The following is a 20,875-nucleotide window of genomic DNA, read 5'->3' as shown; positions in this document are numbered from 1 at the left end:
TCCCGCCGCGCTCGCGGCACTCACGAGGACGGGAGGTTCCCATGTCGAATTACGTTGCAGATGCACTGGTCGGTGAGCCCGAGGTTCTCGAAGACAGCCGCACCCCCGACCTGGTCCACTCGCCCGCCTGGCTGCGGCTCAAATCCGCCGCCACCGCGCTGCAGGCCGTGCAGGCGCAGAACGGCTCGGTCCCCGAGCCGGGCGTGCACCCGGATGCGCGGGCCCGGGTCACCGAGATCACCACCGCCGTCACCGAACTCGCCGGGCACTTCCCGCACGACGCCGATTACCTGACCGCCGTCGTGGTGGACTTCGACCGCTGGGCGGCCGAGGGCTTCGGTGTGCCCGACTTCTACGACTCGCTGATGGCCTTCCAGCCGCAGCAGCACCGGATCAACGGCATCCGTCACCTCGTCGTGTTCCCGATGTACACCCAGAACGGCAGCGCCAACCGGCTGGTCGAGGCCGTGCTGATCGAGGTGCTCTGGCCCGAGTTCGTGGCCGAACTCGAGCTGGAGTACACCAACAAGCTGTTCGTGCCCATCCGTTTTCTGGACTTCACCGCCGGCTACGACACCAACTCGGCGGTGCTGTTTCCCGAGACCGTGGCGATGCGGCAGATCCCCACCTTCACCTGGGGCGCGATCTTCGCCGACCGGGAGGCCGCGAGGTTCCGCACCGTGGTGCGGGCCGCAGCCGAGATCACCCGGCTCGAGTTGCCCGCCGAGGCTGCCGAGCTGCTGGACGACCAGCACCTCACCGAAGAGACCTTCGTGATGTGGGACCTCATCCACGACCGCACCCACATGCGCGGCGACCTGCCGTTCGACCCGTTCATGATCAAGCAGCGGATGCCGTTCTTCCTCTATTCGCTCGAGGAGCTGCGCTGCGACCTCACCGCGTTCCGCGAATCGGTGAAGATCGAACGCGACGACAGCGCGAGCCTCGAGGCCCGCCGGCACGCGAAGCTCGTGCAGTATGCGGTGATCTTCGACCGAATCTTCCGGTTCTCGATCACCGGCACGAGGGTGCGCAACTACGACGGCCTGGGCGGGCAGCTCTTGTTCGCCTGGCTGCACCAGCACCACGTGCTGCATTGGACCGACACGGCGCTCTCCTTCGACTGGGACGCGGTGCCCGATGTGGTGATCGCGCTCGGCGCCCAGATCGACGAGCTCTACTGGGCGTCGATCGACCGGCCGAAGAAGGCGCACTGGCTGGCGGCCTACGAGATGCTCACGCAGACCCTCACGCCCAACCCCGCGTCCACCTGGGCGCGCGGGCTGCCGCTGGAGGTGCTCGCCGGGCCGCCGAAGGGCTACACCGACCTGGTCCTGGACGACGAGTTCCCGCTGTCGATGTTCTTCGAGGCGCTCGACAAGAAGATGAAGCCCGTGATCGAGTCGACCGTGGGCATCACCGCGGATGCCTAGGCTCATCCCGGTCGATCCGCTCTGGCCCGATGAGGGCCAGGTCGCAGGCCCGGTCGGCGGCCCCCGTGTCGCCGGGCAGACCGTGCTCCTCGCCGGGGCCACCAGTGTCGCCGGGGTGGCCGTCGCGGCCGCCCTGGCGGAGGCCGGCGCCCGGGTGCTGGCGGTGGGCTCCAACGCCGAGCGCCTGGAACGGGTGCGGGCGGTGGCGCCTGACACATCCGTTTATACCTGCAACCTGGCCGACTTCGCCGCGGTGACCGCCCTGGCCGCCACGGTGCACGCCGAGCACGGGCCCATCGACGGTCTGGTGCACCTGGTCGGTGGCTGGCGGGGCGGCGGCGGGCTCGACGGTCAGACCGACGAGGACTGGGACTTTCTGCACGAGCGCGTCGTGCAGACCCTGCGCCACACCACCCGGGCGTTCAACGCCGACCTGCTGGCGTCCATGGCCGGCCGGCTGGCCATCGTGTCGTCGGTGTCGGTGACGTCGCCCACCCCCGGCGGCGCCAACTACGCCAGCGCCAAGGCCGCCGCCGAGACCTGGATCCGCGCGGTGGGCCACGGCTTCGCCAAGTCCGGTGACTCCGCCGCAGCGGTGATCTTCGCCGTGCGCGCCCTCGACGGCCTCGAGCGCCGCCTGGCCGCCGAGGTCGTGGCCCTCTGGGATTCCCCCGCCCCTGCGCTCAACAACACCCGCCGCATCCTCGCCCCTTAACGACGACACGGCCCCGCCCTTCGACAGAAGGACGGGGCCGCAGGTCAGGTGCCGCAGGTCAGCCGCGCGGGGCGACGACCTCCGGCACGACAACCCGGACGCGACGCACCCGACGCCAGACCATGAAGCACCCGAAGAGCACCAGGGCCCCGAGGAGCGCCGTGGTCGCGATCTGGATGTACACCCAGACCGGCGGGGTGTAGGCGACCGTTGAGCCGGGAGCGATTCCGTTCATGGCGTTGGAGTTGGCGACGGTGTACAGGATGTTGTGGGTCGCGTTCCGGATGTCATTCGTCGCCTTGGCCGAGCTGGTGTCCGCGAACGACTTCGACGGCTGGAATGTCAGCGTGAGGTCGTTCCCAGCATCAATGCCCTGACTCGGGTTCATGTAGGCGGAGAGATTGAAGTCCGAGATCGCGAAACCCTTGAAGCCCCACTCGTCGCGCAGCACGGTCGTCATGAGCGCTGCCGAGCCGCCGGTCCAGGTGGCGCCGATGCGGTTGAACGAGCTCATGATGCCGCCCGCGCCGATCGTCGTCTCCGAGATGGTCCCGGCGTCGTCGGACACGTACTTGACGTCCATCGAGATGTTCTTCACGGCCATCTCGAACGGCTTCAGGTACACCTCGCGGATGGTCTGCTCGGTCGCCCACGTGGCAATCCCGTTGTTGGCCCGGTTCGTCTCCTGCTCGTTGAGCGCGAAGTGCTTGAGCGTCGTGTACACGCCCTTTTCTGCGGCCCCGTTGGCGACCGATGTCAGCAACGTGCCCGAGAGGAACGGATCCTCCGAGTAGTACTCGAAGTTGCGGCCGCCGAAGGGGGACCGGTGCAGGTTGACCGCCGGCGCGTACCAGCCGTTGATGCCCTTGTGCAGAGCCTCGTTTCCGAGCATCTGGCCCATTGCGGTGCCGAGCTCGACATCCCACGTCTGCGCGATGAGCACCTGAGACGGGTAGGCCACGCCGTTGATCGAGGAGTTGATGAACGAGGAGAAACCCGCCGGGCCGTCCGGTTCGAGCGTCTGGGGTTTGGCGATCGACCCGATGGCGGCCGTCTGGTAGGCGCCGTTGAGCAGCATGTCCGTCATCTCGTCGACCGAGAGGGAGTCGAGCAGCTCGTCCCAGAGCGGGTCGTCCTTCGCCAGGCCGCGCAGGTCGACGAGCGTCTCGTCCGAGTCAGCGCCCGTCGTGGGCTTCTCACCCTCGAACTCGGCCGCCGCGGCCTCGTCGTCCCAGACGTCGAACCCGGCCACGACGGCATCGCTCGCGACGTAGAGGTCGGAGGTCGGCGCGGTCGGGAAGGTGCCGGCGAAGTCAGCGCGGGACATCGAGAGGACCTTGCCGTCCTCCTTGGTGTCGCTGAACTGCGCCGACACGTCGTCGAACTGGTTGGTGACCTCGGTGAGGTCCGTGGACCGGGAGTTGTCTCCGGAGTAGACGACGTCGGAGTCGACGGTGTAGCTGATCGGCTCCGTCCCCGGTGCCGGGGTGTGCGAGTCGGTGCGCAGGCTGAGCGTGTAGTCGCCGGCCTCGAGGACATACGCCTCGTGGTCCAGGTGGTCGTACGACGCCATGTCCTCGACGGCGAGGTCGATCGTGAGGGTCTCGCTCGCGCCGGGCTCGAGCAGCCCGGTCTTGGCGAAGCCGCCCAAGACGACCTCAGCCTTCTCGATGCCGCCGTCGGTGTATGGCGCGGTGTAGTACAGCTCGACGACGTCCTTACCCGCGCCAGCGCCGGTGTTGGTGACCTCGACGGTCACGGACACGGTGCCGTCGACCGCTCCGGCGACCGTCTCCACGGTTTCCCAGGAGAAGTCCGTGTAGCTCAGGCCGTACCCGAAGGGGTACACGACCGACTGGTCGTAGTCGATGAACCCCTCGGCGGCCGCGGTCTCGTAGTACCGGTAGCCGAAGTAGATGCCCTCGGCGTAGTTCACGAACGGCGCATCTGGCGTCGTCACCGCGTTGGAGGTCGACTTCTCGATGGCCGAGACCGGGTAGGACGCCTCGATGTTCTCGTAGACGAATTCGCCGAAGTTCGGGAACGTGGGGTCGGCCGTGAAGTCAGCGGCCCAGAGGTCCGCGGTGCGCCCCGACGGGTTGACGTCGCCGGTGATGACGCGACCGAGTGCGTTGAGTCCCGTCGCTCCCGGCGAGCCCGCCAGCAGGATCGCGTCGACCTCGGGGTCGTTCTGGAGCGTGCCCATCTCGATCGTCGTGGAAGCGTTGACCACGATCACGACGGTGTCGAAGTTCGCCTTCGCCAGGGCGATGAGGTCGTTCTCGTCCTTGTTCAGCTCGAGCTGGTGCTGCCCGTCGACGGCGTTCTCATCCCAGCCCGTCATGTCCTGCGTGAGGTCGCCTCCCTCGCCACCAGGGCGTCCGACATACACGACGGCGGCGTCGGGGAACTGCGCGAACGACGCGGACTGCGCCTCGTACTCGCCGACCGGCAGTTCGCCGATGGTGTAGGAGGACTTCTCGGGGTTGTCCATCTCGATGTGGCCGCGGGGGTTCCCGGCGGCGAACGCCTCGATCGTGGCGAAGACCTGGTCGTTGACCTGGATCCCTGCGTTCTCGAGGCCAGCGCGCGCGGTGACCGCGGAGTTGGTGTCGACCGAGCCGGAGCCGGAGCCGCCGAAGACCGGGTCCGCGGCCGCGCGGCCCAGCATCGTCACCCGCGAGGTCGCGGCGAGGGGCAGCGCGGCGGCCTCGTTCTTCGCGAGCACGATGCCCGCACCGGAGATCTCCTCGACCAGGGCCATCGCAGCCGCGTCGACCTCGTCGATGTCGGCGAAGTCGGACGTGTAGTACTCGGTGTCCCAATCGGCGGACTCGGCTGCGTTGGTGAACTCGTAGGTGCCGGAGCCCAGCTGCGAGGCAACCCACCCGCCACCGACGTTAAGCGCCACGTTCGCGACGACGGTCACCATGGCGACCGTCGCAAGCACCGGGACCCAGATCCACAGGTACTTCCGGTTCGACATCGGCGCCTTGGCGCGGTCGGCGTTCTTCTTTGGTCTGGCGTTCACTGCTTTGCTCCTTAGGTGCGGGTCACCGCGAGGGATCGGGGTCGTTCGCCCCGGCTGCCGTTCAATCGGTTGGGTGGCGCGCACCGTCGTTGGCGCGAACCGCCCGGTGCGTTCCGGTGTTCGAGTGCCCACCCGATTGCAGGGCAGCGCGGCGGGCACCGATCGGGTTCGGAACTGCTATTCGGACACCTCGGCGATAGTGCCGTCCTGGTCGATCTGCCAAGTCTGCCCGGTGGCGGCCGACTCGGCGTCGATCGTGTAGCTCCCGTCATCGATGGTGATGGTCCCCTGCACGCGCTCGGCGGCATCGGAGGCCACGTACGGCACGACGAGCAACCCATACTTCACGGTCGGCACGTCGACATCGCTGGCCAGCATGATCTGGGCCCAGCTGTCATCCTCGGCGAGCGCATCGGCAACCGCCGTGCGGGCGTTCTCGAGGTCATCCGCAACATCGACCTCGGACTGAGCGGTCTCAGAGGAGCCCCCGGTACCGCCGTCGTCGCTGCCACAGGCCGAGAGCCCGAAGACGCCTGTAACGGCGATCAGTAACCCGAGACTCGTTGTCAGTACCCTGTTGTTCTTCATATCTGCTCCTTTGAAGTTCTGGCTGCGGGCCAACCCCACAGCCGGTCATGCGCACCGGGCTAGTCCACTTGTGGTGGCTCAGCCCGGTGCGTGGTGGGGGTGGCCGACGGCGAGCGCCGCCGGCCACCCCCGGGTTCCGCGTCAGTCCGCGATCACACCCGAGTAGTTCAGGCCGAAGCCATAGTCATAGTCATTGCCCATCGAGTCAGTGAAGGGCGTCATGTCCTTCGCAACGTCCTCGAACTGAGCCTCGACAGTGTCCATGTTGAGCGGGAACTGGATCGGCAGGCGGCCCTTGGGCTCGTAAAGCCCCAGCGCCACCTCGATCAGCGCCTCGTCGTTCGTGCCGAAACCGACGACGATCGCGTCGGAGCTGGCCTCGAACTCGGCCGGGATGAGTGCGGTCGTCGCCTTGATGACGGTGATCACCGGGATCTCCTTACCGCTGGCTTCGACCGCGGTGAGGGCACGCTCGAACGCGTCCAGGTCCGCCTCATTCAGCACGTGCGAGGTCTTGCCGAAGTACGAGCGGTTCTGCGTCGAGCCGTCCTCGAGAAGGTCACCCGAGATGGACACCTGACGGACGTTCTCGCCATCCGCCGTGTACGGGCGGTACTGCAGCGAGAGCGGGTAGAACTCACCCGTCGCGGCATCCCGACCGGCGTTTGTGAAGGTGCCGCCGTTGTCCGGGCTATTCATCCCGACGAGCACGAGATCGACGTCGCTGAGGTCGGGAGCGGTGTAGCTCGTGACAACACCCTCGGCATCGGTAACCGCTTCATCGGTGACGACGGTGCCGAAGTACTCCTCGGCGACCTCGAGGGTGAGACCGGGGTACTCGGTGAGCGCCGCCGGGCCGAACATACCGGCAATCCCGAGGTTGTAGGCGCGCGGGATGTAGACGGTCTTGTCGGACCAGTCCGCGGCTTCGGTAGCGGCGATCGTCTCCCCGTCGTTCTTGAGCATGACGACCGAGTCGAGCTGCGCGGCGTAACCGGCGGCAACCTTGTCGTCGCTCGCGAGGACCTTCTGCGACTCCTCGAGCTCGAGGAAGGCGCTCTCGTACAGGCCCGGGTTGAAGAGCATCGTGAGGATGCGGGCACCGGACTCCTGGAAGCGAGTCTCGGCATCCACCTCCAACTCGCCGGCCTCGAACTTCTGCTGCCACAGATCGGCAGCCTCGAGGAGGAACGTCGCGTCGTTCACGCCGCCGAACATGTCGGTACCGGCGTTCAACACGTCGAGGTAGCGCTCAGCGGGGGTCAGTGCTTCGGAGCCCCACGCCATGCCCATCATGGCGCCTTCGTCGGTGGAGCCGCTCATGACGCCCCAGTCCGTGACGACGACGCCGTCGTATCCGTTGTCCTCGCGCAGCACGGCCATGCGGCCGTCGTCGTAGGCGGTACCGACCCGCTCGTCGAACAAAGGCTCACCGTCGGCGTCGAGCGAGATGGAGTAGGCGGTCATGACGGCCGCGGAGTTGAGCGATCCGAGGAACGCCTCGGTGTGCTCCTCGAAGTTGTCGCCCGGGTATACGCCGTATTTGCCCGCCTCGGTGTGGGCCTCTCGGCCGCCCTCGCCGGGACCGTCGCCCGCCCAGTGCTTGATCATGGCGTTGACGGAGTCGGAGCCCCACGCGTCCTCGCCGCCGGAGCCCTGGTAGCCGTTGACGTAGGCCGCGGCGAGCTCGGTGTTCTGGGCGACGTCCTCACCGAACGTGCCTCCCACCCGCGCCCAGCGAGGCTCGGTAGCGAGGTCGATCTGGGGACTCAGCGCCGTGGTGATGCCCAGGGCCCTGTACTCCGCCGACGACATCTCAGCGAACTCCGTCGTGTGCTCTGTGTTGAAGGTCGCCGCGAGGCCCAAGCTGGACGGCCACCGCGAGATGTCCGCGCCTTCCGCGTTGTAGCCGCCGGAGCCCGCGGTCGAGCGCGGGTCGGAACTGAAGTTCACCGGCACGTAGGGCAGGTCCGCGGTCGCCAGCGTCTCGACGTAGGCCTGCATCGAGTTGACCCACGGCACGGTGACGGCCGCGTCGCTCCCCGCTGCATTGAGGACGTTGCGCAAGTTGGACTCCGACAGATAGGTCTTCTGCGCGTCGGTCAGGCCGTCCTCGAGCGAGCGCTCGTGCGAGCTGAAGAGCATCAGACCGGCGATCTGCTCGATTGACATCTGACCGGCAAGGTCTGCGGAGCGCTCGGTCGCGTCGAGCCGCCAGTCCTCCCAGACATCGAGCTTTCCATTGGCGTTCATGTCCTTGAACGCGTAGGTCGAGCCGTCCATTTTCTCCTCCAGCAACGTCATGCCGCTGTCGGAGCCGTACGACAGCGTCGCACCGTCGCCCGGGTTGTCGACGACCATGAACGCTGCACCGCCGTCGGTGACCTCGCGCTCGACGAAGGAGGTGGGCGCGGGATCAGCCGCAGTGCATCCCGCGAGTGCGACGACGGTGAGCCCGGTGACAAACGCTACTCCGGCGATGGGCAGGCGACGCATCGGCCCGCTCCCCCGCAACTTCTTCTGACCAAACTTCATTGCTCTCTCCTCATTGAGTTTCACTGTGTCGGAGCCCGCGACAGTGTGGTCGATGGCGCCTGTGCCGAGTCAAACAGCGGAAGAACACCGGCGGCCGAGCACGGCACAACCTGTCGCTCTGGCCGCACAATCTGTTCGCTCGCACCCGGTCGGGTCCGCGTCACCGGCCCTTTGCTAGTGTGAAGACGCACGTGGACGTCGGACGACGGTGCCTTCACCAGTGCGCTTACTGAACCGGAGCAATGACGCCGTGATCCGCATTGGAGTGGTGGAGGACGATCCACGCAGCATGCAACACGTCCTCGACCACCTGCGCCGCTACGAGGCCGAACACGGTGAATCCTTCGAGGTCCGCACGTATTCAGACGGCCGGGACATCACCGCAAGCTACGTGCCCGACTTCGACATCATCTTCTTCGACGTGGAGATGGAACACGTCGACGGATTCACCGCCGCCAAACACATTCGCGAGGTGGATCCCGAGGTGGTGTTGGTGTTCATCACGAACATGGCCCAGTACGCCATCCGTGGCTATGAGGTGGACGCCCTGAGCTACCTGCTCAAACCGGTACCATACTTCGCCTTCTCCCAGGAATTGAACCGGTCGATCGAGCGGGCGCAGAAACGCGCCAGTGACTCGATCATGCTGTCCGTCGAGGGTGAGCTGCTCCGCGCCGACCTCTCCGGGATCCTCTATTTCGAGAGCATCAAGCACCGGATGGTGGCGCACGCGCTTACCCGCCAGTACAACTTCGTGAGCACCATGAAGGAGATGGAGGCGACGCTGAGCCACAAGCACTTCTTCCGCAGCAACAACGGCTACCTGGTGAACCTGCGCCATGTCACCGGGGTCAAGGCCAGCAGTTGCCTACTCGTGGGCGACCGGGAGCTGCAGATCAGCCGGCCACGCAAGAAGGCCTTCCTCGACGCCCTGACCGACTACGTCGGCGGGCGGGCCGGGTGATGCTGGAGACCCTGCCAGATATCCCCCGCGGCTATACCGGCCTGGCCGAATGGGCGGCCTGCCTGGTCTACATCCTGATTCTGCGAAAGCGCATCTCGATCGTTCCCCTGCTGTTCGCTCTCGCGGGCGGCGCGGCCGCTCTGTATGGCATCCAGGTGTTCGCCGGCACCCTGCCGATCGTGTTCTGGACGCTGGGTATGGTGGTCGCCGTCGCCGGCATGTATGCCCTGCTGTTCGGCTGCGCCCGGCTCTCCGCCAGGGACGCCGGCTATTTCACGGCACGGGCTCTCGTTCTGGCCGAACTGGTGGCCTCCCTGGAGTGGCAACTCGAGTCGTACTTCCTCCCGCCGACGGCGGGAATTGATATGCTCTGGCACGTGCTCGCGCTCCTGGGCGTGTACGGCGCCGCCTTCACCGCGGCCTACGTGCTGGAGGCGCGGCATTTTCCCAAGGACCGCCCGCTGAACGCGACCACCAAGGAGCTCATCAGCGCCGTCGCGATCGCCCTGGCGACCTTCACCATGAGCAATATGAGCTTCGTGAACGCGAACACCCCGTTCAGCGGGCGTCTCGGCGTGGAGATCTTCTACATCCGCACTCTGGTGAACCTCTGTGGTTATGCGGCTCTGTACGCCCAGCAGGAGCAGCGGTTGGAGGCGCAGGGCAAGACCGAACTCGACGCCATGAACGGCATTCTGCGCAGCCAGCACGACCAGACCCTGCTCTCCAAACGCAACATTGACATGGTCAACCGCAAGTACCACGACATGAAGCACCAGATCGGCATCATCCGCGCCGAGAGCAACCCCGAGAAGAAGGCCGCCTACCTCGACGAACTCGAGGGCTCCATCAAGGGCTACGAGGCCCAGAACAAGACCGGCAACGGGGTGCTCGACACCATCCTGACCGCCAAGAGCATGTATTGCACCGAGCACGGCATCACCCTCACCGCCGTCGCCGACGGCACCGTGCTGGACGACCTCGACGCGATGGATATCAGCACGATCTTCGGCAACGCCCTCGACAACGCCATCGAGAGCACGATGACGCTGCTCGACCCAGACCGTCGACTCATCCGGCTGGCACTGTACGCGCAGAACGACCTCGTGCTCATTCGGGTCGAAAACTACTTTGAGGGTGAGCTCAACTTCGAGAACGGCAGCCTGGTGACCCGCAAGGCCGACCGCGACGACCACGGTTACGGCCTGCGCAACATCCGCTACACCGCCGAGCTCTACGGCGGATCGGTGACGGTGCACGCGGAGAACAACTGGTTCGTGTTGCGCGTGCTGATCCCGAAGGCTTCGGCTCAGTTGAAGCCGACCACCCGCCGCATCACCAGGTAGGCGAACACCGAGACGCCGCGGCCGGCCCGACCGGGAAGGTTGAGGATCTGCCCGAACGGACGCCGACGCATCCGCCGGTGCAGCCGGGGCTGCTCCTGGCGCAACACACTCCAGAACTCCTTCTTCTTGGCGAAACTCTCGGCTGTGCCCGACCGGATCAGCATCATCGACGTCACCCCGCAGATGATCGAGAAGTAGTGCAGTAGGTAGGCGTGCAGCTGCGGCGGTACCTCGTCGATGGCTGGCAGGTTCTGCTGCATCAGGCGGTTCACCCGGATCTGCTGGTCGATGCGCCGGATCATGACGGCTTCATTCACCGACTGGCCCTCCCTGCCGATGAAATAGCGGTAGAAGTCCACGTCGAGGTAGAACAGGGTGCGTACGTACGGCAGCGGAACGAAGGCGTAGAGATTGTCGACGTAGAAGGTGTGCTCCGGCAGTCGCAGGCCGCAGTCACGCAACAGCTGGGTGCGATAGATCAGCGCGTGCATCAGGATGTACTGGGTCGGCCGGAACCGGCCCACCTCGTCCCAACCGAACATGCGGCCCCGCGGCAGGGCGCTGCGGTAGCGCACCACGTGCGGGATGCGCCTGCCCGCCTTCTCATAGGCGAAATTACTGAGCATCGCGTCGAGTTCGGTGCCGTCGGCGGCGAAACCGGTCAGGGTGGCCAGAACCTGGGCGTAGGCGGCCGGGTCGACCCAGTCGTCGCTGTCGACGACCTTGATGTGCCGACCCGCGGCCTCGTCGATGCCGGTGTTGATCGCCGAACCGTGGCCGCCGTTGGGCTTGTGGATGGCGCGCACGATGCCCGGAAACCGGGCCTGATACTCGTCGGCGATCGCCCCGGTCTGGTCGGTCGAGCCGTCATCGATCACGAGGATCTCCACATCGGCCCCGCCGACCACCAGGGAATCGAGGCACCGGCGCAGGTAGTCGGCCGAGTTATAGCAGGGCACAACGACGGTCAGAGCCTTCATCTGCCACTCATCGCAGTGCGCTCCCGATCTCGACGTGGGGCGCCGCGCCGGTGGCGCCGTCGTCCAGGTCGGGCTCGCGCTTGAAAATCACCTTGAAGATGGGGAAGAACACCCAGAACGAGATGATCGCGTTAATCAGCATGGTGATCACGTCGGCCAGCGCTTCGCCGCTGGCGCCGAGGCCCCAGGTGGAGATCAGCAGCTCGTAGACCGGCGCCTTGTACAGGCCCTGCAAGGCGGCCGCACCGAAGCTGATCACGATGTACGCAGCGGTGTACCAGCCTGCCGCCACCCACGGGCTGCTGTTGGATTTGAAGGTGATGTTGCGCTGGGCGAAGAAGTTGATCACCTGGGCGATGGCAAGGGTGATCTGCACGGCCAGAAAGTACGCCAGTCCGCCACCGCCCTCGGGCAGGCCGCCGCCGGCGTAGTCGAAGAGGAAGTAGGTGCTGCCGTCAAAGTTCGTGCCGACGGGCAGAACCTGGAAACTCGCGTCGACCAGGGGTGTCATGCCGAAGATCCACTTGATCACCGGCATCATGATGAACTGCAGCACGGTCATACCGGTGCTGAGCACCGTGAAGACGATGAATTGGGCGATGGCGGGATGCTTCTCCACGAATTTGGCCCAGCTGGCCTTGATGCGGGTGATCATCGGAATTCTCTTTCTCTGGATGCGAAAAACTGGGCCGAAGGGCGGTTCAGGCGGTGGCCTGAAGCGCCTTGCGGGTCTGGGAGTTGGCTCGACGGTTGCGCAGGGAGCCGCGGATCAGGGTGCCGGCGCCGCGGAAGAAGTGACCGTTCACGATCAGCAGGATCGACTCGACCATGTCCAGGCTCACGGCGCCGTTGGTCATCTTGGCGATGGCACGGAACGGCATGTTGGTCAGGAAGAGCAGGTTGAGGTCGGGCTTGTGCGCGGCCTCGCTCTTCTTCAGCATCCGGTTGAGGATGCCGAAGGCCAGCCGGGCGAGCGGGCTCGCGGCGTCGCGCATCTGGCAGAGAGCGTCATTGATGCCCAGCGGCCCCGGCGTCCATCGGGCAGGCGGGATCGCCCGCCCCAGCAGGGCGGCGAACTGGGCGTCGGTAACATCCGTGATCAGAGCCGTGTCATATGGGCCGGCCACCGTGGGCGCGACCGGACGGTGGGTGCCCCGCACGCTGAGGGTGTCGGTGAGGCGGATGTCGGCGACGCTCGCTCCCACGTGCACCGTGTAGTCGGCGGTTTCCACCTGCCAGGCATCGCTGGCGACGTCGAAGTGACGGAAGGCCTTGTCGTCCAGCGGGATCGTCACGACCCGCTGCTCGCCCGCGGCCAGCAGCACCTTGACGAAGCCCTTGAGCTCTTTGGCCGGCCGGTGCACGCCGGCGCCGTTGCGACCGATGTAGAGCTGCGCGATCTCGGCTCCGGCAACGGTGCCGGTGTTGGCCACCGTGAAGCTCACGGCGGTGTCGGTGACGCTGAGGCCGCTGTAGCCGAATTCGGTGTAGCTGAGCCCGAAGCCGAACGGGAAGCGCACCGGCACCTGGACGGTGTCGTAGTACCGGTAGCCCACGTAGAGGCCCTCGCGGTATTCAGCGGTGCGTTCGGTGCCGGGGAAGTAGTGGAATGCCGGGGTGTCTTCGTGTCGGATCGGGTAGGTCTCGGCAAGCTTGCCCGACGGGTTGACCGCGCCGGTGATCACGTTCAGCAGCGCGGCGGCACCGGCCTGGCCGGCCAGGTAGCCGTGCACGAGTGCGGTGCAGTCATCCAGCCAGGGGATCTCGACGGCGCTGCCGGCGTTGAGCACCACCACGATGTTCGGGTTGACCGCGCGTAGCCGGCTCAGCAACGCCAGCTGGTTCGGCGCCATCGCCATATCGTTGCGGTCCAGGCCCTCCGACTCGCTGATTTCAGCCAGGCCCAGGTAGAGCAGCACCACATCGGATGCCTGTGCGGCGAGAACCGCCGCCGCCGCGAGGGCCTCATCGTCGGCGCCGTGCCGGTCGAAGCCGCGGGCGAAGTCCACCAGTTCCAGCTCGGTGGCGCCGATCGCCTGCAGGGTGGTGGTGAGCTGGGTGGGGTTCACCAGGGAGGACCCGGCGCCCTGATAGCGCGGCGTTTGGGCGAAATCACCGATCACCGCCACTCGGGTGCCGGGGGCCAGCGGCAGCAGGCCGCCGTCGTTCTTGAGCAGCACAATGCTCTGCTCAGCCGCATGCTGCGCGAGCAGGTGATGGCCGGCGACGTCCAGCGGCGCCACGGGATCCAGCGGGTTGCGGAAGGCGAGCGCCAGGTCGATGACCTCGCGCACCCGGGCATCCAGCTCGGTCTCGGGCAGGGTTCCGTTCTCGACGGCGGCGACCAGCTGCCGCACCGACTCGGGGCCCGGCGAGGGCATCTCGATGGCGCTGCCGGCACGGGCGCCCTCGACGGCGTCGTTGCCCCCGCCCCAGTCGGTGATCACGGCGCCCTCGAAGCCCCACTCGTCGCGGAGCACCTTCTGCAGCAGGAATGCGTTCTCGTTGGCGTAGACGCCGTTCACCAGGTTGTAGCTGGTCATCAAGGCGCGAGGTTCGGCTTCGCGCACCACAATTTCAAAGGCGGTGAGGTAGATCTCCCGCAGGGTGCGCTCGTCGATCACCGCGTCGGTGGTCATGCGGCGCAGCTCCTGGCTGTTCACCGCGAAGTGTTTGGGGGTGGCAGCGACGCCCTGCGACTGGATGCCGCGAACGTAGCCGGCGGCCATCTTTCCGGCCAGGTAGGGGTCTTCGGAGAAATACTCGAAGTTGCGGCCGCAGAGCGGGCTGCGCTTGATGTTGAGGCCGGGCCCGAGGAGCACATCGACGTCGAGGCTCGCGGCCTCCTCGCCAAGGGCTTCGCCGATCTGCTCGGCGATCGCCGGATCCCAGCTGTTGGCCACCGTGGCCGCCGTGGGGAAGCAGGTGGCCTTCTGGGAGGCGTTGATGCCTAGGTGGTCGGAGGAGCCCAGCTGCTTGCGCACGCCGTGCGGGCCGTCAGACATGAACAGGGACGGCACGCCATGGCGCCTGATGGCGCGGCTCTCCCAGACGTTCTTGCCGCTCAGCATCGAAGCTTTTTCCAGCAGGGTCAGGTGTTCGATCATGCTGTACTGCTTCCACTAGAAATCGGCTTCTTCGCCGCGCCGGTACTCATAGAACGTTCTCCTTGAAACACGTCAGTGTGTCGGACTTGGCTGCCTTGGCCCGTCTCGGAGATCCCCAAGACGTCAGTAGTCAAACAGGAGGCGGGGGCGGTGTTGCACCAAGATGCACAGCCTGTCGATTCACCGGCACGAACTGTCGCCGCCGGTGCGTTAGTCGCCTTCGTGCTGGTTGTGCAGCCCGGCTAGGGGAACACAAACGCGGCCCAGCTCCCGTGAGGGGGCTGGGCCGCAAGTTGTGAACGAAAGGTGTTTAGCTCCGCGGGGCGACGACCGGCTCAGTCTCCGGCTCGGTCTCCGTCACCAGGTGAACCGGGTGAGTGCGTTCCAGCGCAGCGCCCTCCACGTCGACGTTGGGCAGGATGCGGTCCAGCCACTTCGGCAGCCACCAGGCCGCGTCACCGAGCAGGTGCATCACGGCCGGGATGATCAGCAGCCGCACCACGAAGGCGTCGAAGAGCACGCCGATGGCCAGGCCGAAGCCGATCGACTGGATCATCACCGAGTTCGAGAAGACGAAGCCGGAGAAGACCGCCGCCATGATCAGGGCCGCCGCGATCACCACGGTGCGGCCGGCGCGCACGCCGCGCTGCACCGCCAACCGGGCCGGGGCGCCGTGCACGAAGGACTCGCGCATGCCGCTCACCAGGAACAGCTGGTAGTCCATCGCCAGCCCGAACAGCACACCGACCACCAGGATCGGCAGGAAGCTCAGGATGGGCCCCGGGTCGTGCACGCCGAAGGCGGCACCCAGCCAGCCCCACTGGAACACCGCCGTGATGGCGCCGAACGACGCGAACAGCGAGAGCACGAAGCCCAGCGTCGCGGTCACCGGCACCAGGATCGAGCGGAACACGATGATCAGGATGATCAACGAGAGCCCCACGACCACGAGCAGGTAGAGCGGCAGGGCGGCAGCGAGTTTCTCGCTGACGTCGATGTTGCCGGATGCGTTGCCCGCGACTCCGAGGGAGGCGACGCCGTCGATGTCGAGGCCGCGCAGGTCGCGCACGAGCTGCTCGGTCGATTCGCTGGTGGGTCCCTCACCCGGGATCACCTGGAAGGCGAGCAGCAGGTCGTCGTCGGAGGCACCGATCGGCGCGACGGCGACCACGTCGTTCTCCGCCTTGAGCGCGGTGCCGATACGCACCTGCTCGGCGATGAGCTCCTCGTCGGTGACCGCGGTGTCGAGGTCGGCGACCACGAGCAGCGGACCGTTGACGCCGGCGCCGAACTTGTCGTCCACGAGCTTGTAGGCCCGGTACGCGCTGGAATCCAGCGGTTCGGAGGAACCGGCGGGAAGCCCCAGCCGCATCGACAGGGCGGGGATGGCCACGATCAGCAGCACGGCGATGCCGGCGATCACGGTGACCACGGCGCGAACCGTGTTCATCGGCTTGGTGGGCACGGCCGTGCGGGCGTGGACCGTGCCGATGTGCGCGCGGGCCTTCTTCCTGAGGATCTTCGTGCCGACCAGCCCCAGCATGGCCGGGGTCAGGGTGATCGCGATGAGGATCGCGACGAACACGCAGACCGCGCCGACGGTGCCCATGAGGCCCAGGAACGGGATGCCGGTGAGGTTCAACGCGAGCAGGGCGATGAGCACTGTGGCGCCGGCGAACACCACGGCGTTGCCGGAGGTGCCGTTGGCCAGGCCGATCGAGTCCTGCAGCGGCACGCCCCGCTGCAGTTGGGTGCGGTGCCGGTTGAGGATGAACAGCGAGTAGTCGATGCCGACCGCGAGACCGAGCATCACACCCAGGACCGGGGTGACCGAGAGCATCTCGACGGTGCCGGAGAGCGCGAGCGACGCGAGAACGCCGACGCCGACACCGACCAGCGCGTTCAGGAGCGGAAGTCCCGCGCCGATCAGCGTGCCGAGCATGACGAAGAGCACGATGGCCGCGATGATGACGCCGCCGACCTCGCCCGGGCCGAGGATCTCGGGAATGCTCGCGGCGATGTCGTTGGAGACCTCGGCCGTGACGCCGTCGATCTCGGAGTCGTTCATCGTCTCGACGACAGCCTCCTTCGACTCGGCGGGAACCAGGTTCAGCGAGCTGTCGAACTGGATGCTCGCGACGGCTGTGGTGCCGTCGGTCGAGACCTGGCGGATCTCGGCGGCCAGCGCGAGCAGCTCTGAACCCTGCTCGAGGGCGGTGCTCTGGGTCTCGAGTTCGGTGCGGCTCGCGTCGAGCGTGGCCTGCTGCTCGGCGATCGCTGCGGAACCCGCGTCGAGCTGGGCCTGCTGCGCGTCGAGCGTCGGCTGGGCGGCGGCGAGTTGTCCGGCCGCCTCGGCCTGGGCGCGGGCGGCGTCGAGCTGGGCCTGTCCGGCTACGATCTGCGCCGTGGCCGCATCGATCTGCGCCTGCCCGGCGTCGATCTGCGTCGTGCCGTCGACGATCTGCTGACGGCCGTCGACGATCTGCTTCGCCTGGCCATCGATCTGCGCCTGGGTGTCGAACGGGTTCGTGGTGGAGACCACGTCGTCGAGGTCGACGGCGTCCGCGAGCAGGGCGCCGATGGCGGTCTTCTGCTCGGCTGTGAACTCGGAGTCGTCCGTGGTGGTGAAGACCACGGTGCCGCGGCCGCCGCTGGCCGCCGGGAACTTCTCGGTGAGCTCATCGCTCACCTTCTGTGTGGCGGTGCCCGGAATGCTGACAGCCGAGGTGAGGGTTCCGCCGAAGAGGGCGAAGGCCCCGCCGGCCAGGCCGAAGATGACCACCCACGCGACGATGATCAGCCAGGCTCGATGGGCGGAGAACCGACCGAGTCGGTAGAGAAGGGATGCCATAGTCCTCAGGTTCTTTCTTGATGATCGGGTGAGCTGAAGTGGGGGTTCTCGCATCGCGTCATCGGGAAGGGAACAGAAGCAGGTGGGGCCGACCGTTATCCGGCAGCAGAATAGCCGTGCCGGATGGCGGTGATGAGACGGTCGAGCATGTCGTTCCAGACCCGCCGGGAGGACGCGTCGAGAGTGCCGCCGGTCTGCACGAGCCAGCGGGTGGCGACGACGGCGACGCCGTTCATCGTCGAGCTCATCAGAACCGCCACCTCGAACGGGTCGATCGCGGGGCTGCGGTCGATGATCTCGCGGGAGAGCTGCTCGGTGGCCCGGCTGAAGACGTCGTTCAGGGCGGAGTGCGACCGGCCGTTATCGCCGTCCGCGGCGAGCACACCGCACAGGTACGCCACCACGGTGGGCAGGTCGATGGCGCTCAGGGCCGTGGTGATCCTGTCGAAGAGGGCCTCGATGCTGCCGTCGCCCTGGGGCATCGCGTTTGTGGCCGCCCGGAACTCATCGACGACGGCGCTGAGCAGCTGCGTGCAGGTCATCATGATGACGTCGTCGAGGGAGGCGAAGTGGTTGAAGACCGTGCGGCGGGACACGTTGGCCCGCTCGGCGAGCTCGTCGACGCTGAAGTGCGGCTTGCCGCGTTCCCGGATGAGCGAATCCGCGGCATCCAGGATCGCCTGACGGTGCCGCGCCTTGAGTTCGGCGCGACGGTCGGGGGCGATGCTCACTGATGTCACTTGATTACACTAAGTGCAAGCACGCACGGAGTGCAACATCCAATCCACCCGCAAACGGGGGCTGAGCCTCCACCCGTGGGCTGAGGCGCGGGGTGGAGCGCGGCGCTAGCGTGGAGGGATGAGTGCTGAGACCCGGTCGCCCGTGGCCGAAGACCCGCTGGCCGACGGATGGCGCCGCCCGCGCGGCGCCCGCAGCGGGTACCGGGTGGACGCCTGGGTGGCACTGGCGCTGGCCGGAGGCACCGCGCTGAGTATCTCGCTCAGCCTGGGCACCGGCCTCATGGGCGACTCGCCGTGGTGGCTCGTGGTGCCGTGGGTGGCCCTGATCGCGCTGCCCCTGGCCGCCCGCCGGCGCTGGCCGGAGGCCGTGGCGCTGCTCGTCTCGGTGGTCTTCGGGGTGTTCGGCTCGCTGGGCGTGGCCGATGGGCTGTTCTCCAACATCTGCCTGTACGTGGCCATCTACTCCGTCGGCGCCTGGAGCCATCACCGCACCATCGCCAGGTGGACGCGCCTGGGCATCATCGCGGGCATGTTCATCTGGCTGTTCTGGACCCTGCTCGAGCACGCCAACCAGACCACCATGATTCCCGAGTTGTCCAGGGAGGGCTTCTTCTCGCCCTACGCCGCCTACGGGCTTCTGCAGGTGCTGATCAACCTGGTCTATTTCTGGGCCGCTTACCATTTCGGTGACACCGCCTGGCACGCCGCCCGCCGGTCCGCAGCGCTCGAGGCCCGCACCGGCGAGCTCGCCGCGGAACGCGAGCGCACCGCCACCCAGGCGGTCACCCTGGAACGGGTGCGGATTGCCCGGGAGCTGCACGATGTGGTGGCCCACCACGTGTCGGTGATGGGGGTGCAGGCCGGTGCCGCGCGGCGCATCCTGGGCACCGACCCTGCCGCGGCCGCCCGGGCCATCTCGGTGATCGAAGAGAGCGCCCGCACCGCCGTGGACGAACTGCACACCATGCTCGGCGCCCTGCGCGCCGACGACAACGATTGCGACGGCGCCCAGCCCGCGCACCAGAGCACGAGCACCCGCGGTGTCGACCAGCTGGCCGAACTGGCCCAGGAGAACACCGACGCCGGCCTCGGCGTTCGCCTGCAGGTGATCGGCGAGCCGCGTCAGGTTCCCGGCACCATCGGCCTCAGCCTCTACCGGATCGCCCAGGAGGCGCTCACCAATACCCGCAAGCACGCCGGTGCCGGCGCCACCGCTGAGCTGCGGCTGCGCTACGAGGCGGATGCCGTGGAGCTGGAGATCACCGACACCGGCCGGGGTGTGCGCCCGCAGCCCGGGGCTCCAGGGGTGTCCACCGGAAGCGGCGGTCTCGGCCAGCGGGGCATGCGCGAGAGGATCGCGGCCGTCGGCGGCACCCTCGAGCTCGCCAACCGGCCCCGTGGTGGCTACCTGGTGCGGGCCCGAGTGCCGTTCGGCCCGGCCCTGCCGACGCTCGGCGCCGGGAGCGGCCCTGCCGCCGGTACCGCCGCCGGCTCATCCTCTAGCCCTGTTGCCGATCACGCCGCCGTCGCCGGCGTGACCGGCGTGAAGAAATGACCACTATGACGCAATCTTCCGCCCCGGCCGCGATTCGGGTGCTCCTGGTCGATGACCAGGCTCTCGTTCGTGCCGGCTTCCGCATCATCCTCGAGTCCGAACCGGGCATCGAGGTGGTCGGTGAGGCCACCGACGGTGCCGCGGCCATCCGGCAGGCGGCCATGTTGCGCCCCGATGTGATCTGCATGGACGTGCAGATGCCCGGCATGGACGGGCTCACCGCCACCCGTGCGATCGTCGCCGACCCGGCCAGTTCCGCTGCCGTTCTGGTGCTCACCACCTTCGATCGTGAGGACTACCTGTTCTCGGCGCTGCAGCACGGCGCCAGCGGGTTCCTGCTCAAGAACGCCACCCCCGAAGACCTCGTCGAGGCGGTGCAGGTGCTCGCTCGCGGTGATGCGCTGCTCTCACCCGAAATCACCCGCCGGGTTATCGAGCGGTTCGCGCGCGACCCGCGGTTGGCGCCGGGCGCGACCGGTGCGGCGGAGGTGGCGCCATTTGCGCAGCCGCCCCTGCCTGAGTCGGCGGCGGTGAGCGAACTCACCGACCGGGAGCGGGAGGTCTTCGGCCTGGTCGCTCTGGGCCTGGCCAACGCCGAAATCGCCCGCCGGCTCTTTCTCGGCGAAGCCACGGTGAAGACCCACGTCTCCAAGGTGCTGCAGAAGCTCGAGTTGCGCGACCGCATCCAGGCCGTCGTGTACGCCTACGAGCACGGCATCGTCGTTCCCGGGGTCAACCAGCACTGAGGGAGCCCGCCGCGTCTTCGCCGGCGACGAGGCCTGCCACTCCTCCACCGGGAGCCATGTCTACGACCTCTCCACAGTTCGCCTTGTCGGCCTTCGGACGTTGGCGGCCCGGTGTTCACTGTCCCCATGGCCCCCTCGAACGCCGCACCTCGCGACAACCCTGATGACCACTCCGACCACCCCGCGGATTCAGCCGCGGATCCCACCGCGGCGGCGATCAGCGCGGTCATCGACCCGCTGATCGAAAACGAGAAGGTGATCGCCGCCGGCTACGCCGAACGCGT

Annotated in this window: 14 protein-coding genes; 6 read left to right on the top strand and 8 right to left on the bottom strand. The window is 67.2% G+C overall.

Translation table 11 applies throughout. The annotated features are described in order from the left end of the window. Positions 1–41 precede the first annotated feature (41 nt). Together ACEN2M_RS13100 and ACEN2M_RS13095 are read left to right on the top strand one after the other, a co-directional pair. Positions 42–1,433 carry a DUF6421 family protein gene (locus ACEN2M_RS13100; RefSeq protein ID WP_441648574.1) on the top strand — a complete coding sequence of 464 codons (1,392 nt, stop codon included), beginning with the start codon at positions 42–44 and terminating at the stop codon, positions 1,431–1,433. Further along, positions 1,426–2,148, top strand: a complete 723-nt coding sequence (locus ACEN2M_RS13095) for an SDR family NAD(P)-dependent oxidoreductase (protein WP_441648573.1) — start codon at positions 1,426–1,428, stop codon at positions 2,146–2,148. The genes ACEN2M_RS13100 and ACEN2M_RS13095 overlap by 8 nt, the downstream gene beginning before the upstream one ends. A gap of 58 nt (positions 2,149–2,206) precedes the next feature. Here the strand turns inward: ACEN2M_RS13095 and ACEN2M_RS13090 are convergent, their stop codons facing one another. The 3 genes from ACEN2M_RS13090 to ACEN2M_RS13080 form a co-directional block, all read right to left on the bottom strand. Further along, complete coding sequence (locus tag ACEN2M_RS13090) at positions 2,207–5,179, bottom strand: glycoside hydrolase family 3 C-terminal domain-containing protein (RefSeq protein ID WP_441648572.1); 2,973 nt, start codon at positions 5,177–5,179, stop codon at positions 2,207–2,209. Positions 5,180–5,356: 177 nt separating this feature from the next. After that, entirely contained in the window at positions 5,357–5,767 is a 411-nt protein-coding gene (locus tag ACEN2M_RS13085) for a hypothetical protein (RefSeq protein ID WP_441648571.1), read from the bottom strand. A 141-nt stretch (positions 5,768–5,908) separates the two neighbouring features. After that, positions 5,909–8,302, bottom strand: coding sequence for a glycoside hydrolase family 3 N-terminal domain-containing protein (locus ACEN2M_RS13080; RefSeq protein WP_441648570.1), 2,394 nt, complete (start codon positions 8,300–8,302; stop codon positions 5,909–5,911). 250 nt (positions 8,303–8,552) lie between these two features. On the opposite strand from ACEN2M_RS13080, the gene ACEN2M_RS13075 reads away from it, so the two are divergent. Next, complete coding sequence (locus tag ACEN2M_RS13075) at positions 8,553–9,266, top strand: LytR/AlgR family response regulator transcription factor (RefSeq protein WP_441648569.1); 714 nt, start codon at positions 8,553–8,555, stop codon at positions 9,264–9,266. Further along, a complete protein-coding gene (locus tag ACEN2M_RS13070) occupies positions 9,266–10,612 on the top strand; it encodes an ATP-binding protein (protein ID WP_441648644.1) in 1,347 nt (448 codons plus the stop codon). The genes ACEN2M_RS13075 and ACEN2M_RS13070 overlap by 1 nt, the downstream gene beginning before the upstream one ends. Here ACEN2M_RS13070 and ACEN2M_RS13065 read toward each other — a convergent pair. The 5 genes from ACEN2M_RS13065 to ACEN2M_RS13045 all read right to left on the bottom strand — a co-directional run bounded on the left by ACEN2M_RS13065 (position 10,576) and on the right by ACEN2M_RS13045 (position 18,290). After that, positions 10,576–11,592, bottom strand: coding sequence for a glycosyltransferase family 2 protein (locus ACEN2M_RS13065; RefSeq protein WP_441648568.1), 1,017 nt, complete (start codon positions 11,590–11,592; stop codon positions 10,576–10,578). The two genes, ACEN2M_RS13070 and ACEN2M_RS13065, sit on opposite strands and share 37 nt — an antisense overlap. Before the next feature lie 7 nt (positions 11,593–11,599). Further along, on the bottom strand, positions 11,600–12,247 hold the full coding sequence (locus ACEN2M_RS13060) for a hypothetical protein (protein WP_441648567.1): 648 nt from the start codon (positions 12,245–12,247) through the stop codon (positions 11,600–11,602). Positions 12,248–12,293: 46 nt separating this feature from the next. Then, positions 12,294–14,699, bottom strand: coding sequence for a glycoside hydrolase family 3 C-terminal domain-containing protein (locus ACEN2M_RS13055; protein ID WP_441648566.1), 2,406 nt, complete (start codon positions 14,697–14,699; stop codon positions 12,294–12,296). A 310-nt stretch (positions 14,700–15,009) separates the two neighbouring features. Further along, the gene (locus ACEN2M_RS13050) at positions 15,010–17,550 is read right to left on the bottom strand and encodes an MMPL family transporter (RefSeq protein WP_441648565.1); all 2,541 of its coding nucleotides are present in this window, start codon (positions 17,548–17,550) and stop codon (positions 15,010–15,012) included. Between the two features lie 95 nt (positions 17,551–17,645). Then, on the bottom strand, positions 17,646–18,290 hold the full coding sequence (locus ACEN2M_RS13045) for a TetR/AcrR family transcriptional regulator (protein WP_441648564.1): 645 nt from the start codon (positions 18,288–18,290) through the stop codon (positions 17,646–17,648). 118 nt (positions 18,291–18,408) lie between these two features. Between ACEN2M_RS13045 and ACEN2M_RS13040 the strand changes: the two genes are divergently transcribed. Continuing rightward, entirely contained in the window at positions 18,409–19,845 is a 1,437-nt protein-coding gene (locus tag ACEN2M_RS13040) for a sensor histidine kinase (protein ID WP_441648563.1), read from the top strand. A 5-nt stretch (positions 19,846–19,850) separates the two neighbouring features. Next, entirely contained in the window at positions 19,851–20,591 is a 741-nt protein-coding gene (locus ACEN2M_RS13035; RefSeq protein ID WP_441648562.1) for a response regulator, read from the top strand. Positions 20,592–20,875: the final 284 nt, after the last annotated feature.

The sequence above is a fragment of the Cryobacterium sp. W22_MBD10_FK3 genome (assembly GCF_052113745.1).
GTDB lineage: Bacteria > Actinomycetota > Actinomycetes > Actinomycetales > Microbacteriaceae > Cryobacterium.
The sequence above is the reverse complement of the archived record's forward strand: the minus strand, read 5'-3'. Positions and strand labels throughout refer to the sequence as shown.

Excerpts from the sequence above, each read along its gene's own strand:
- ACEN2M_RS13095 (WP_441648573.1), top strand. The coding sequence starts at position 1,426 with ATGCCTAGGCTCATCCCGGTCGATCCGCTCTGGCCCGATGAGGGCCAG.
- ACEN2M_RS13035 (WP_441648562.1), top strand. The coding sequence starts at position 19,851 with ATGACGCAATCTTCCGCCCCGGCCGCGATTCGGGTGCTCCTGGTCGAT.
- ACEN2M_RS13040 (WP_441648563.1), top strand. The coding sequence starts at position 18,409 with ATGAGTGCTGAGACCCGGTCGCCCGTGGCCGAAGACCCGCTGGCCGAC.
- ACEN2M_RS13060 (WP_441648567.1), bottom strand. The coding sequence starts at position 12,247 with ATGATCACCCGCATCAAGGCCAGCTGGGCCAAATTCGTGGAGAAGCAT.
- ACEN2M_RS13100 (WP_441648574.1), top strand. The coding sequence starts at position 42 with ATGTCGAATTACGTTGCAGATGCACTGGTCGGTGAGCCCGAGGTTCTC.
- ACEN2M_RS13055 (WP_441648566.1), bottom strand. The coding sequence starts at position 14,699 with ATGATCGAACACCTGACCCTGCTGGAAAAAGCTTCGATGCTGAGCGGC.
- ACEN2M_RS13080 (WP_441648570.1), bottom strand. The coding sequence starts at position 8,302 with ATGAAGTTTGGTCAGAAGAAGTTGCGGGGGAGCGGGCCGATGCGTCGC.
- ACEN2M_RS13070 (WP_441648644.1), top strand. The coding sequence starts at position 9,266 with ATGCTGGAGACCCTGCCAGATATCCCCCGCGGCTATACCGGCCTGGCC.
- ACEN2M_RS13050 (WP_441648565.1), bottom strand. The coding sequence starts at position 17,550 with ATGGCATCCCTTCTCTACCGACTCGGTCGGTTCTCCGCCCATCGAGCC.
- ACEN2M_RS13085 (WP_441648571.1), bottom strand. The coding sequence starts at position 5,767 with ATGAAGAACAACAGGGTACTGACAACGAGTCTCGGGTTACTGATCGCC.
- ACEN2M_RS13065 (WP_441648568.1), bottom strand. The coding sequence starts at position 11,592 with ATGAAGGCTCTGACCGTCGTTGTGCCCTGCTATAACTCGGCCGACTAC.